Genomic DNA, 12,753 nt, shown 5'->3' on the forward strand with positions numbered 1-12,753 from the left:
TTTTCACTCCGAGCCACGCAAATGGTGGATGAATCCCACAAGGCCTGCGGTCGATGCGTCCCGCTTGGCGGCACTTTCCTTGCCCTCCACGACAGGCAGAAGGCCGGTGGCCAGTTCCTTGCCGAGTTCGACGCCCCACTGGTCGAACGAGTTGATGTTGAACAGCGTGCCCTCGACGAAGACGCGGTGCTCGTAGAGCGCGATCAGCCGGCCGAAGGTGCGCGGGTCGAGTTTGCGGTAAAGGATGGTCACCGAGGGGCGATTGCCGGAGAAGACGCGGTGCGGGGCTATCTTGTCGACCTCGGCCGGCTTCATGCCCTTGGCCAGCATCTGGGCGCGGGCTTCGTCCAGCGTGCGGCCCTTCATCAGCGCTTCCGACTGCGCCAGGCAGTTGGCGAGCAGCAGATCGTGCTGATGCTTGAGATCGGGCTCGTGGCCGACGGCCGCGGCGAGGAACTCGACCGGGATGAAATCGGTGCCCTGGTGCAGCAGCTGGAAGAAGGCATGCTGGCCGTTGGTGCCGGGCTCACCCCAGACCAGCGATCCGGTCGGCGTCGTCACCTCTGTGCCTTCGAGGGTGACGCTCTTGCCGTTCGATTCCATGTCGAGCTGCTGCAGATAGGCCGGCAGCCTGGACAGGCGCTGGTCGTAAGGGATGACGGCCCGCGCCGGGTAACCGCAGATCACGCGATGCCACCAGCCGACCAGTCCAAGCAGCGCCGGCAGGTTCTCCTGCACCGGCGCGGTGCGGAAATGCTCGTCCATCTCATGCGCGCCATCGAGGAAGGCGCGAAAATTCCGCGGGCCGACAGCGATCATCACCGGCAGGCCGATGGCGCCCCAGAGCGAATAGCGGCCGCCGACCCAATCCCAGAAGCCGAACACGCGATCGGGCGCGATGCCGAACTTGGCGACCAGATCGAGCGCGGTGGACACGGCGGCGAAGTGCTTGCCGACCGCTTCCTTGCCGAGCGCCTTCTGCACCCAGTCGCGCGCCGTCTGCGCGTTGGTCATCGTTTCGACGGTGGTGAAGGTCTTGGAGGCGATGATGAAAAGCGTGGTTTCGGCGGAGAGGCCCTTCAGTGTGTCATGGATATGGGCGCCGTCGATGTTGGAGACGTAGTGGGCGCGCGGCCCGTCATGATAGGGCGCCAGCGCCAGCGTCGCCATGGCCGGGCCGAGATCGGAACCGCCGATGCCGATGTTGACGATGTCGGTGATCTTCTTGCCGGTGGCGCCGGCCGCCTTGCCCGAGCGCACGGCATCGGCAAAGGCGCCCATGGCGTCGAGCACGGCGATGACGTCGGCCTTGACGTCCTGGCCATCGACGGTGACGCCCTTGCCGGTCAGGTTGCGCAGCGCCGTGTGCAGCACGGCACGGTCCTCGGTGACGTTGACCTTCTTGCCGGCGAACATGGCGGCGCGGCGGCCTTCGAGATCGGCGGCCTGGGCGAGCTTTTCCAGCAGCTCCATGGTGGTCGCGTCGACCGCGCATTTCGACCAGTCGAGCAGCAGATCGCCGTCGGTAGCGGAGAATTCCACGAACCGCTTGGGATCGGCGGCGAAGACCTGGCGCATGCTGGCGGGCGCCGCCGCGCGGTGGTCGCGCAAGGCGGCGAGCTGTTTTTGAAAGGACGATTGATCCACTGCCAAACTCCGAGACCTCGAGCCATCATTACGGACCGGATGTTTCCGGCGCGTGTCGTCGCGACAATCTATCGGGCCGAACTCCACCCGTTTCAATGCGCAGCGATGACGCACGGAGTCACGCAGCTATGCCGCGGCGCAGCATCAAAATGGCGTGAAGGATCACTGGCATAAATCCCAACGATCAGAAAAATTGATTGGCGCAACCCCTTGTGCCACGGTTACGTTCGGCTGGTCCAGCCAAACGAAAAAGGCTGGCCATCGAGGAAATCTCCCATGCCACAGCGAAACGACACGGCGATATGGTCCGGCCTGTTCCGGATTTCGGCTGAATCCGGCCAAACCCTGCAGGCGCAGATCCGCCAAGCCATCGTGGCCGCCATTCTCGACCGCCAGATCGCCGCTTCGATGCCGCTTCCTTCCTGCCGGATCCTGGCCGAAAAACTCGGCGTGGCGCGCGGAACCGTGGTGCTGGCATTCCAGCAGCTCGTCGACCAGGGTTTCCTGGTGGCGCGCGAGCGGCGTGGCCATTTCGTCAATCCCGATGTGCTGGCGACGCCGGCCAAGCCGCACCAGAAGGCGCCCGACCAGGCCAACGAGATCGACTGGAAGGCACGCCGCAAGATCTTCGCCAGCGACATGCCGCCGCCGGCCAAGCACGAGAACTGGATCAAGTCGTCCTACCCCTTCGTCTACGGCCAGTTCGATCCGGCGCTGTTCCCTACCGCCGAATGGCGCGAGTGCAACCGCATGGCGCTGGCGGTGTTGGAAATCCGCAACTGGGCGTCCGACATGGTCGACCGTGACGATCCGCTGCTGATCGAGCAGATCCAGGCGCGGCTCCTGCCCCGGCGCGGCATCTTCGCCAATCCCGACGAGATCATCGTCACGCTGGGCGCCCAGAACGCGCTCTACATGCTGGCGACGCTGCTGATGTCCAAAGGCTCCAAGGTGGCGATGGAGGACCCCGGCTACCCCGACGCCCGCTCGATCTTCCGCCTTGCGGGCGCGGAGATACAGCCGGTGCCGGTCGACCAGTCCGGCATCGTAACCGCTTCTATTCCCAATGATTCCGGCTTCGTCTTCGTCACGCCCAGCCATCATTGCCCGACCATGGTGCCGTTGTCGGCTGAGCGGCGGCAGGATCTTCTGGCGCGAGCCAACCGCTACAACCAGATCATCATCGAGGATGGCTATGACAGCCAGCTTCTCGACGAGGCACCGCAGCAAGCGCTGAAGAGCCTCGATCGCTCCGGCCGCGTGGTCTATGTCGGCTCGATGTCCAAGACGCTGGCTCCCGGCCTGCGGCTCGGCTACATCGTGGCGTCCGCGGGACTGATCGCGGAACTCAGGGCGCTGCGCCGCTTCATGCTGCGTCATCCGCCGGCGAACAACCAGCGCGCCGTCGCGCTGTTCCTGTCGCTCGGCCACCACGAGGCGCTGGTGCGGCGGCTGTCGTCGGCCTTCGACGAACGGCGCAAGCGGCTGGTCCATGCGATTTCCGCCTTCCTGCCGGAATGGCGCTCGACCGATTCGGCCGGCGGCACGTCGCTGTGGCTCGAAGGGCCGCGCGGCACCGATTCGCGCGGGCTGGCCGAGGCAGCGGCCTCGCGCAGCGTCATCATCGAGCCAGGCGACCGTTTCTTCGATCGCACTGAAAAGCCTTCGCGTTTCATGCGGCTGGGCATCTCGTCGATCGCACTGCAGCACATCGAGCCAGGCATTCGCGAACTGGCCACGGCCGCCGGACGCAGACCCGCAGCCGCCTGATCCATCGTTGATCTCTCGTGACCGGAGCCGCTCGCAGCGGCTCCGGTATTTTAGTTCTGGCACATGGAACTGGGCCAGCTGGCCCATAGGATGGGCCAGTGCCGGCGGCATAGTCGGCGTCAGGGGAAGAAGCAGGCCGATGGTGGACCAACCGCCACGAGTTCCTGCCGACGAAGGTGGAGTGCTTCCATGCCAGTGGCTGTCGAACAGCAGGACACGCCGGCGAACCGTCGTCCACAACGCTCCGGTCTTCGCGAAACAGGACATGCCATGCGATCATCTCCCCTGGTGGAGGATACCAGACCACAGCACAAGGCCATCGAGGGCGGCGGCTACGGGCCGCTGCGCGGGGATGACCGCGAGCGTATCCACGAAGGCGTGCTGACGCTTCTGGAGACAGTGGGTTTCGCCAACGCCATTCCTTCCTGCATAAAGGTACTGACCAAGGTGGGGGCGGTCCATGGCGACGATGGCCGGGTCCGCTTTCCGCGCGCGCTCGTGCTCGACACCATCAAGCGGGCGGCACGACATTTCACACTTCATGGCCAGGCCCCCAGGCACGACATGGTGGTCCAGGGCAAGCGCGTGCACTACGGCACGGCAGGCATCGCCGTGCACCTGGTGGATATCGAAAAACGCGAGTACCGCGAGTCCAAGCTGCAGGATATTTATGATGCCGCCCGCATCGTCGATGGGCTGGACAACATCCATTTCTTCCAGCGGCCGATGGTGGCGCGCGACATCGCCGATCCGCTCGAGATGGATTTCAACACGCTTTATGCCTGTGTGATGGGAACATCGAAGCACGTCGGAACATCCTTCACCGTGCGTGAGAACGTGAAGCCTGCGCTTGAAATGCTGTACGCCATCGCCGGCGGCGAGGAGAATTTCCGCGCCCGGCCATTCGTTTCCAACTCCAACTCATTCGTCGTGCCGCCGATGAAATTCGCCGAGGATGCCTGCGGCGTGCTTGAGGCCTGCGTTGAAGGCGGCATCCCGATCCTGCTGCTGTCGACCGGCCAGTCCGGCACCACGGCACCCGCGGCGATGGTCGGCGCCGTCGTGCAGACGGTGGCCGAAGTGCTGGCCGGCCTGGTCTATGTCAACGCGCTCAAGCCCGGCCATCCGGCGATCTTCGGCGCCTGGCCGTTCATGTCGGACCTGCGCACCGGCGCCATGGCGGGCGGGTCGGCCGAGCAGTCGGTGGCAACGGCGGCCTGTGCCCAGATGGCGCAATTCTACGACCTGCCCGGCGGCTCCGCCGCCGGCATGACTGATTCGAAATTGCCCGATATTCAGTCCGGCTACGAAAAAGGCATCACCAATGTGATGGCCGGCCTCTCCGGCCTCAACCTCGTCTACGAGGCGGCCGGCATGCATGCCTCGCTGCTCGGCTTCTGCCTGGAGAGCCTGGTCATCGACAACGACATGCTCGGTCATTGCCTGGGCTGCGCGCGTGGCATCGACGTGACCGACGAGGCCCTGTCGATCGACAGCATCGCCGAGGTCTGCCTCAAGGGTCCGGGCCACTATCTCGACAACGAACAAACGCTCAAGCTGATGCAGACCGAGCACTTCTATCCCGCCCTCGGCGATCGTTCCTCGCCGAAGGAATGGAACGAAAAGGGCCGGCCTGATATATTGCTGCGTGCGATCACCGAGAAGAAACGCATTCTTGCCGAACGATTTCCGCCCCATGTGCCAAAACAGGTCGACGACAGATTGCGTGCCCGTTTCGGCAACCTGATCCACCTGCCGCGCACGCAAATGGGCGGCTGACCGGAGACGAGTTCGTGCAGCCATGCAGCCACCACCCAGGATCAACCATCGGGCAGAACGACAAATGAGTGTGCATCCTATCCAGCAAGCCCACACAGACGGCGACGCGATCGATCGGCTGGTGGCATCTCATCGGCCAGGTCACGGCCTGGTGCGTGCCTTCTATCATGACCAGGCAATCTTCGAGCGCGACATGGAACGTGTCTTTCGCCGCCACTGGCACTGCCTGGCCCATGCCAGCGTCATCGCGAACCCGGGCGATTTCGAGCTGTTCAAACTGGGCGACGAGGCGGTCATCCTGACACGCGGCATGGATGGCACCGTGCATGCCATGCTCAATGTCTGCCGCCACCGCGGCGCCGAGGTCTGCACCAAGGAAAAGGGCAACGCGAAGATGTTCGTGTGCCCCTACCACGCCTGGAGCTATTCCAATGACGGCTCATTGCGCGCTGCCCGCCTGATGCCGAAGGATTTCGACCGCTCGGCGCACGGGCTGAAGAAGCTTCATGTCCGCGTCGCCTCCGGGCTGGTCTTCATTTCCTTCGCCGAGACGCCGCTCGATTTCGATCCGATCGAACAGTCGCTGCGCACGAGTTGCGGCCAATATGGCTGGGGCGACGCCAAGGTGGCGTATCGTCAGTCCTATCCGCTCGACGCCAACTGGAAGCTCGCCGTCGAGAACTATGTCGAATGCTACCATTGCGGACCGGCGCATCCGGAATATTCGCAGACGCATGCGCTGGAAAAACCGGCCGAGATGATCGAGCAGCTCAATGCGGCGATGGAGCAGCGCACCTGCGCGCTCGGCATCGAGATCGGCAGCGCCAACCGCTGGCAGAACTCGGCGGCCGGTCAGGAAGCAATCGACACCTTCCGCTACGCGCTCTATGACGGCGTTTCGAGCGGCAGCCAGGACGGCTCTCCGGTGGCCCCGCTGATGGGCCGCTTCACCGACTATGACGGTGGCGTCACTTCCATCCATCTCGGCGGCACGACCTTTCTCGTCTGCTATCCCGATCACGGCATGATCTACCGATTCATCCCGAAAACGGCTGGTACATGCGAGATGGAACTGATCTGGCTGGTGCGCGGCGACGCGGTCGAGGGTCAGGATTACGATCTGGAGAAGCTGACCTGGCTATGGAAGGTCACCACCGACGAAGACAAGAAGATCATCGAGCACACCGCGCGCGGCGTGCGCTCGCACTATTTCGTGCCCGGACCTATCGCGCCGATGGAATACAACGAACTGCGCTACATCGGCTGGTATCTCGAGGAGATCAGCCGGGCCTGAACGGTTCGGCTGCCTTAGGAGGATCAGGCAGATCTTGCCTTTCGCGTCATTCCGCGCTGAGCCCGTATCGGTCGACGACTTCGGGGTTGATGAGCTTGGCATGCAGTGTCATCAGCACGATCTGCGCGTCGAGGCTGTCGCCGGTTTCAAGCGCCGCCTCGATGCGGCGCTCGGCTTCCAGCGTCCGCTGATGGCCATTGGCTTGCTCGAAGGTTTCGGGACCCGCGATGCAATAGCTGCATAATTGTGCCACCGACGCATAGGTACCCCGTGGCGGCTCGTCGGGCCAGCGATCCTTCATGAGATTGACCAGGGTAAGCTTCACGCCCTCCGGCACAAGGGCTGGATGCAGATCCGCGCCGCGCAATGCATCGTCGAGCTGCCTCAAGTCGCCCGAGCGGCCGAACATTCCGAGGAAGCCGAGGGAAGAGCGCCGTCCGGCCATGATGTTTCCTTCCGTTCCAGCCCACTTAGGTGGTGGGCAAGCGAATTACAAAGGCGGTGCTATCTAACCAGCCGCCGCCAGCAAGACCCCTGCAAGGGCGGATAGCGCGAGTGTCGGCAGCATGCCGATCTTCAGCTTCAGGATGGCGATCATGGCGGCACCCGAAAGCAAGGCCGCACGCCAGTCGATCGACGAAAGCACCGGCACATTCATGCCAAGACCCGTCGCATGCACCTCACGGAAGATGACGTGCAAGCCAAACCATAGGGCCAGATTCATAATCACCCCGACAATTGCGGCGGTGATCGCGCCCAGTGCGGCCGACAGTGCCTTGTTGCCGCGCAACGCCTCGATGTAGGGCGCCCCGAGGAATATCCAGAAAAAGCAGGGCGTGAACGTCACCCACAGGGTGAGCAACGCCCCCAGCGATCCGGCAAGCAACGGGTCCAGCGAGCCGGAATGGCGGAACGCGGCGATGAAGCCGACGAACTGCAGCACTAGGATGAGCGGCCCCGGCGTCGTTTCGGCAAGCCCAAGGCCATCAACCATTTCACCAGGGGCCAGCCAGCCGAAGGACTGGACGGCTGCCTGCGCGACATAGGCGAGGACCGCATAGGCGCCACCGAAGGTGACGACAGCCATCAGGCTGAAGAACCGGCCTATCTCGGTCCAGACGCTTGCGGAGCCGGTGAACCACCAGATCAAAAGAACAGGCCCGAGCCAGATCGGCAGCCAGATGGCGACGGTGCGCGGTGCATGCCATCTGGTCGGTTTGACATGGGCCAGTTCGCCACGCTCGAACATCAGGTCGACCGCTCCCTTGAAGTCGGCAACACCGTCCTTGCCATGGGCCGAGCCGGAAAACAGGCCGGGAGCAATGCGATCCCCCAGCCATCCCGTCAGGCCGGCGAACAGGACGATGAGCGGAAACGGCACATTCAACGCATAGATGGCAATGAACGCCGCGACCGCGATCGACACCATGACCGGGTTTTTCAGGGCGCGTCGCCCGATCCGGATCACCGCCTCGATGACGATGGCGAGCACCGCCGCCTTGACCCCGAAAAACAGCGCCGCGACGAGCGGCATGTCGCCGTAGAGCATGTAAAGGCTGCTCAAGACGAGCATGACGAGCGCGCCCGGGAAGACGAACAGGATGCCGGCGACAAGGCCGCCGATCGTCCTGTGCAGCAGCCAGCCGACATAGATGGCGAGTTGCTGGGCTTCCGGGCCAGGCAGCAACATGCAGTAGTTCAACGCATGCAGGAAGCGCTGTTCACCGATCCAGCGCCGGTCCTCGACCAGCTCCTTGTGCATCAGCGCGATCTGCCCGGCAGGTCCGCCGAAGCTGAGCAATCCGATCCTCGCCCAGACCTTCGTGGCTTCCGCGAAGGTCGGCGCAGCCGGCGGCTCGACGGCCACCGCCTTGTTGTCGGGGACAAGAATGGTCATGACGGCTTACCCGCAGCGGGCCAGTTGTGCGTTTCTTCGGTGGCGTCGCGACACCAGCGGAAGAACGCGTCGTAGAGCAGCATGCCTGCTTCCAGTTGTTCCAGATCGTCGCGGTACATACGCGACAGACCCAGCGAGGCAGCCAGAAAACCGGCCGCCTGGGGCACCAGGTCGAGGCTTGCGGTGTCGGCCGCACGCACGATTGCGGCGAGGCGATCGAGCGCCTCGGATTCCAACCCGAACTCCTCGATCATCGTGTCGAAGGTGCAGCGTTCGCCACGATGGCTCCAGAACACATTGTCGATGTCGAACGGCACGGCCTGAAAGCGGTCGGCAACAGCCAATACTTCAGCGGGCTCGACAAACAGGAACACCGCGTCGGGGTCGAGGAAACGCCGGATCAGCCATGGGCAAGCGATGCGGTCGACCTTCGGGCGCGATCGCGTCACCCAGACGGTGGCGCCCTTTTCATTGCGTGGCGGCATTTTGGCGGTGCGGACCAGAAGTCCCCCGGCATCGCGCCAGGCCTCAAACCCGCTTTCAAGGGATTCGGCTGATATCCCCTCATGGCGCAGCCATGCAACGACGCCTTGCGAGAGCTTTTGCCCCTTCTGGCATACGACGGCCACCGGCTTGCCGGCGAATGCGGCCGCCCAGGTCGAAACGGTTTTGAAATCGCGCCGGCACGAAGCCGGCAACAGGCGCGGGTCGGCGTCGAAATCGTCATCGATGCGAACATCGATAATGACAGGCGCGCCCGGCAGACCGATGAGCCGGGACAGTTGCGATACAGTGATAGCGGTTGTTGACGGCATGGCGTCCACCTCCTGGAAGAGAAGCTTGGACGCGAACGTTGGGCTGACGCCTCACGGGGTCGTCGCGATGCACCCCTTGTCATGATGGTGGATTTGTTGGGCGCGCTTGTCAAGGACGGTGACCGTCCTCGACCTACCCGGCAACACGCTGACCGGAAAACCGATGGCGGCTTGATTTGATCAAGCCGCCATCGGTCGATCCAGAATCAATGATTGTCCCCGGAGCAATCAGTGATTGTCTCTGGAGCAATCAGTGATTGTCTCTGGGAACGCCGCTGGTGTGCGCGACGTCCTGATACTTCACCGCCGGCTTCAGCACCATTCCCTCCGAGAACTGCGCGACCATGCCGCGCTGGATCTCCTGCCAGGGTGTCTGGTGCTTGGGATAGTGGAAGCCACCATTGTTCTGCAGTTCGGCGCGGCGCCGGGTGATCTCGTCGTCGGTAACGAGGATGTCGGCCGTGCCCTTGCGCAAGTCGATGCGGACCCTGTCGCCCGTCTTGAGCAGCGCCAGTCCGCCGCCGATCGCCGCTTCCGGCGAGGCGTTGAGGATCGACGGCGAACCCGACGTACCCGACTGGCGGCCGTCCCCGATGCAAGCGAGCGCGTGGATGCCCTTCTTGATGAGATAGGCCGGCGGCTGCATGTTGACGACTTCGGCACCGCCTGGATAGCCGACCGGGCCGGCGCCGCGCATGAACAGGATGGTGTGTTCGTCGATGCCTTGCGCCGGGTCGTCGATGCGGGCGTGGTAATCCTCCGGCCCATCGAAAACCATGGCGTTGCCTTCGAAAGCCTCGGGATCCTTGGGGTTGGAGAGATAGCGTTCGCGGAATTCCGGCGAGATGCCGCTGGTCTTCATGATCGCCGAATCGAACAGATTGCCCCGAAGATTGATGAAGCCGGCATTGGCCTTCAGCGGCTTGGCGACAGAGCGGATGACGTCGGGATTTTCGTTGGCGACGCCCTCGCTATTCTCACCGATCGACTTGCCGTTGACGGTGCGCGCGCCGGGATGCGGCAACAGCCCGCCCTTCATCAGTTCGGCGATGACCGCCGGCACGCCGCCGGCATGGTGGTAGTCCTCGCCAAGGTATTCGCCCGTCGGCTGCAAATTGACCAGTAGCGGCACATTGAGGCCGACCGTCTGCCAGTCGTCATTGTCGAGCTTGACTCCAAGGTGGCGCGCGATGGCGTTGAGGTGGATCGGCGCGTTGGTCGAGCCGCCAATGGCCGAATTGACGACGATAGCGTTCTCGAAAGCTTCTCTCGTCATGATGTCGGACGGCTTCAGATCCTCATGCACCATCTCGACGATGCGCTTTCCGGTCTCATAGGAAATCTGGCCGCGCTCGCGGTAGGGCGCGGGAATCGCGGCCGAGCCCGGCAACTGCATGCCAAGCGCTTCGGCCAGCGAGTTCATCGTGGTGGCGGTGCCCATGGTGTTGCAATAACCGGTGGACGGCGCCGACGAGGCGACGATGTCCATGAACTCGTCATAATCGATCTCGCCGGCCGACAGGCGCTGGCGTGATTCCCAGACGATGGTGCCGGAGCCGGTGCGCTTGCCCTTGTGCCAGCCATTGAGCATCGGCCCGACCGACAGCGCGATCGCCGGGATGTTGACGGTGGCCGCTGCCATCAGCAGCGCCGGCGTCGTCTTGTCGCAACCGATGGTGAGCACGACGCCATCGAGCGGATAGCCGTAGAGCACTTCGACAAGGCTGAGATAGGCAAGGTTGCGGTCAAGTGCCGCGGTCGGGCGCTTGCCGGTCTCCTGGATCGGATGGCAGGGGAATTCGAAAGGAATGCCGCCCATCGAGACGATGCCTTCGCGCACACGCTTGGCGAGTTCGATATGGTGACGGTTGCAAGGCGACAGATCCGAGCCGGTCTGTGCGATGCCGATCAGCGGCTTGCCGGACATCAGTTCGGCGCGCGTCAGGCCGTAATTGAGATAGCGCTCGAGATAGAGCGCCGTCATGCCCGGATTGTCGGGATTGTCGAACCACTCCTGCGAGCGAAATTTTTTCTTGTGGGTGGGGGCGCCTGCCATCATGGTCTCCGTATTTGTAAGACAAATCGATATGGCAACGCGCGGGAGCAGGCAAGAGGGCGTGCGGTCGCAACCGGACTTTGGTGCGATAGACACGCACCAAGCCGTGCGTTACGGGTTCGGACAGTCTTGTCCGGGAGGTTTTCATGGCTTTGGTGATCGAAGGCGAGGAGCGCATTGCCGCACCGCTGCAAAAAGTGTGGGAAGCGCTGAACGATCCCGAGGTGTTGAAGGCGACCATTCCCGGCTGCCAGAGCCTGGAGATGAAGTCGCCGACCGAGATGGCGGCAACTGTGGTGGTGAAGATCGGACCGATCAAGGCGACGTTCAACGGCGAAGTGACGCTGAAGAACCTGAAGCCGCCGCACTCCTACACCATCCAGGGCGAAGGCAAGGGCGGCATTGCCGGCTTCGCCAAGGGTGGCGCCGACGTGACGCTGACGGCAGATGGACCTGACGCCACGGTATTGAACTACGCGGCCAAGGCCGATGTCGGCGGCAAGATCGCCCAGCTCGGCAGCCGCCTGATCGAATCGACCTCGAAGAAACTGGCCGGACAGTTTTTTTCGTCGTTCGGCGAAAAGGTCGGCGGCTGAGCCCTCAAGCGGGCATCACTCGAACACAATACTCGGCACCGCCGCTGCCGCCGCGCCACGCTCTTCATTGACCCGGTCCCAGACCTTCGAAGCGATGTCGCGATAGATTTTCGCCTCGGCGCCGTCAGGCTTCGAGACGACAACCGGCGTGCCGGCATCCGAACTTTCGCGGATGCCCATCTCGAGCGGCACTTCGCCAAGGAAGGTGACGCCGAGGCGCTCGGCCTCGCGGCGCGCGCCGCCATGGCCAAAGATGTCGTAGCGCTTGCCGGTGTCCGGGGCGATGAAATAGCTCATGTTCTCGACGATGCCGAGCAACGGGACGTCGACCTTCTTGAACATGTTGAGGCCTTTTCGCGCGTCGATCAGGGCCAGATCCTGTGGCGTCGAGACGATGACAGCACCAGCCAGCGGCACCTGCTGGGCCATGGTCAGTTGCGCGTCGCCGGTACCGGGCGGCATGTCGACGACGAGCACGTCGAGACGGCCCCATTCGACCTCGCGCAGCATCTGCGTCAGCGCCGACATCACCATCGGGCCGCGCCAGATCATCGGCGTTTCCTCGTCGACGAGGAAGCCCATCGACATCACCTTCAGGCCGTAATTCTCCATCGGTTTCAGGATCTTGCCGTCGACGGTCTGCGGCCGTCCGTGGATGTTGAGCAGCCTGGGCATGGACGGTCCGTAGATGTCGGCATCCAGCACGCCGACGCGCAAGCCGTTGGCGGCGAGGCCGAGCGCGATGTTGACGGCGGTGGTCGACTTGCCGACGCCGCCCTTGCCGGAGGCAACGGCAATGATCGCCTCGATACCGGGCACGCCACGCTTGCCCGAGCTGTGCGAGGCCGGTGCGTGCGGAGTCGCACGCGCCGCGGCGGCAGCGGGCTGAGCCGGCGGCG

The 12,753-nt window shown here is 63.6% G+C and carries 10 protein-coding genes; 4 read left to right on the plus strand and 6 right to left on the minus strand.

The features are described from left to right. Positions 1-3: 3 nt before the first annotated feature. Positions 4-1,647, minus strand: coding sequence for a glucose-6-phosphate isomerase (gene pgi, locus X735_RS150155; RefSeq protein WP_023811489.1), 1,644 nt, complete (start codon positions 1,645-1,647; stop codon positions 4-6). A gap of 276 nt (positions 1,648-1,923) precedes the next feature. Here pgi and X735_RS150150 point away from each other — a divergent pair, with 276 nt between their 5' ends. The 3 genes from X735_RS150150 (at position 1,924) to X735_RS150140 (ending at position 6,490) form a co-directional block, all read left to right on the plus strand. Continuing rightward, positions 1,924-3,417, plus strand: coding sequence for a PLP-dependent aminotransferase family protein (locus X735_RS150150; RefSeq protein ID WP_023811490.1), 1,494 nt, complete (start codon positions 1,924-1,926; stop codon positions 3,415-3,417). A 189-nt stretch (positions 3,418-3,606) separates the two neighbouring features. Continuing rightward, on the plus strand, positions 3,607-5,196 hold the full coding sequence (locus X735_RS150145; RefSeq protein WP_023811491.1) for a trimethylamine methyltransferase family protein: 1,590 nt from the start codon (positions 3,607-3,609) through the stop codon (positions 5,194-5,196). A gap of 64 nt (positions 5,197-5,260) precedes the next feature. After that, positions 5,261-6,490 carry an aromatic ring-hydroxylating dioxygenase subunit alpha gene (locus tag X735_RS150140; protein ID WP_023811492.1) on the plus strand — a complete coding sequence of 410 codons (1,230 nt, stop codon included), beginning with the start codon at positions 5,261-5,263 and terminating at the stop codon, positions 6,488-6,490. Positions 6,491-6,536: 46 nt separating this feature from the next. Here the strand turns inward: X735_RS150140 and X735_RS150135 are convergent, their stop codons facing one another. From X735_RS150135 to X735_RS150120, 4 genes are all read right to left on the minus strand, one after another. Next, positions 6,537-6,935, minus strand: coding sequence for a hypothetical protein (locus X735_RS150135; protein ID WP_023811493.1), 399 nt, complete (start codon positions 6,933-6,935; stop codon positions 6,537-6,539). Between the two features lie 63 nt (positions 6,936-6,998). After that, positions 6,999-8,387 carry a chromate transporter gene (gene chrA, locus X735_RS150130; protein ID WP_023811494.1) on the minus strand — a complete coding sequence of 463 codons (1,389 nt, stop codon included), beginning with the start codon at positions 8,385-8,387 and terminating at the stop codon, positions 6,999-7,001. Further along, positions 8,384-9,202, minus strand: a complete 819-nt coding sequence (locus tag X735_RS150125; RefSeq protein WP_023811495.1) for a chromate resistance protein ChrB domain-containing protein — start codon at positions 9,200-9,202, stop codon at positions 8,384-8,386. The genes chrA and X735_RS150125 overlap by 4 nt, the downstream gene beginning before the upstream one ends. A gap of 250 nt (positions 9,203-9,452) precedes the next feature. Then, complete coding sequence (locus tag X735_RS150120; RefSeq protein WP_023811496.1) at positions 9,453-11,258, minus strand: IlvD/Edd family dehydratase; 1,806 nt, start codon at positions 11,256-11,258, stop codon at positions 9,453-9,455. Between the two features lie 146 nt (positions 11,259-11,404). On the opposite strand from X735_RS150120, the gene X735_RS150115 reads away from it, so the two are divergent. Beyond that, positions 11,405-11,854, plus strand: a complete 450-nt coding sequence (locus X735_RS150115) for a carbon monoxide dehydrogenase subunit G (protein ID WP_023811497.1) — start codon at positions 11,405-11,407, stop codon at positions 11,852-11,854. A 15-nt stretch (positions 11,855-11,869) separates the two neighbouring features. Here the strand turns inward: X735_RS150115 and X735_RS150110 are convergent. Beyond that, positions 11,870-12,753, minus strand: an 884-nt coding sequence (locus X735_RS150110; RefSeq protein WP_023811498.1) for an Mrp/NBP35 family ATP-binding protein, incomplete at its 5' end; no start/stop codon positions are given.

Origin of the sequence: Mesorhizobium sp. L2C084A000 (genome assembly GCF_000502875.1) — a bacterium.
In the GTDB taxonomy this organism is placed as follows: Bacteria; Pseudomonadota; Alphaproteobacteria; order Rhizobiales; family Rhizobiaceae; genus Mesorhizobium.

Bases quoted from the DNA above. Each gene is read 5' to 3' on its own strand.
- X735_RS150145 (WP_023811491.1), top strand. From the start codon at position 3,607: ATGCCAGTGGCTGTCGAACAGCAGGACACGCCGGCGAACCGTCGTCCA.
- X735_RS150150 (WP_023811490.1), top strand. From the start codon at position 1,924: ATGCCACAGCGAAACGACACGGCGATATGGTCCGGCCTGTTCCGGATT.
- X735_RS150115 (WP_023811497.1), top strand. From the start codon at position 11,405: ATGGCTTTGGTGATCGAAGGCGAGGAGCGCATTGCCGCACCGCTGCAA.
- chrA (WP_023811494.1), bottom strand. From the start codon at position 8,387: ATGACCATTCTTGTCCCCGACAACAAGGCGGTGGCCGTCGAGCCGCCG.
- X735_RS150140 (WP_023811492.1), top strand. From the start codon at position 5,261: ATGAGTGTGCATCCTATCCAGCAAGCCCACACAGACGGCGACGCGATC.
- X735_RS150125 (WP_023811495.1), bottom strand. From the start codon at position 9,202: ATGCCGTCAACAACCGCTATCACTGTATCGCAACTGTCCCGGCTCATC.
- X735_RS150120 (WP_023811496.1), bottom strand. From the start codon at position 11,258: ATGGCAGGCGCCCCCACCCACAAGAAAAAATTTCGCTCGCAGGAGTGG.
- X735_RS150135 (WP_023811493.1), bottom strand. From the start codon at position 6,935: ATGGCCGGACGGCGCTCTTCCCTCGGCTTCCTCGGAATGTTCGGCCGC.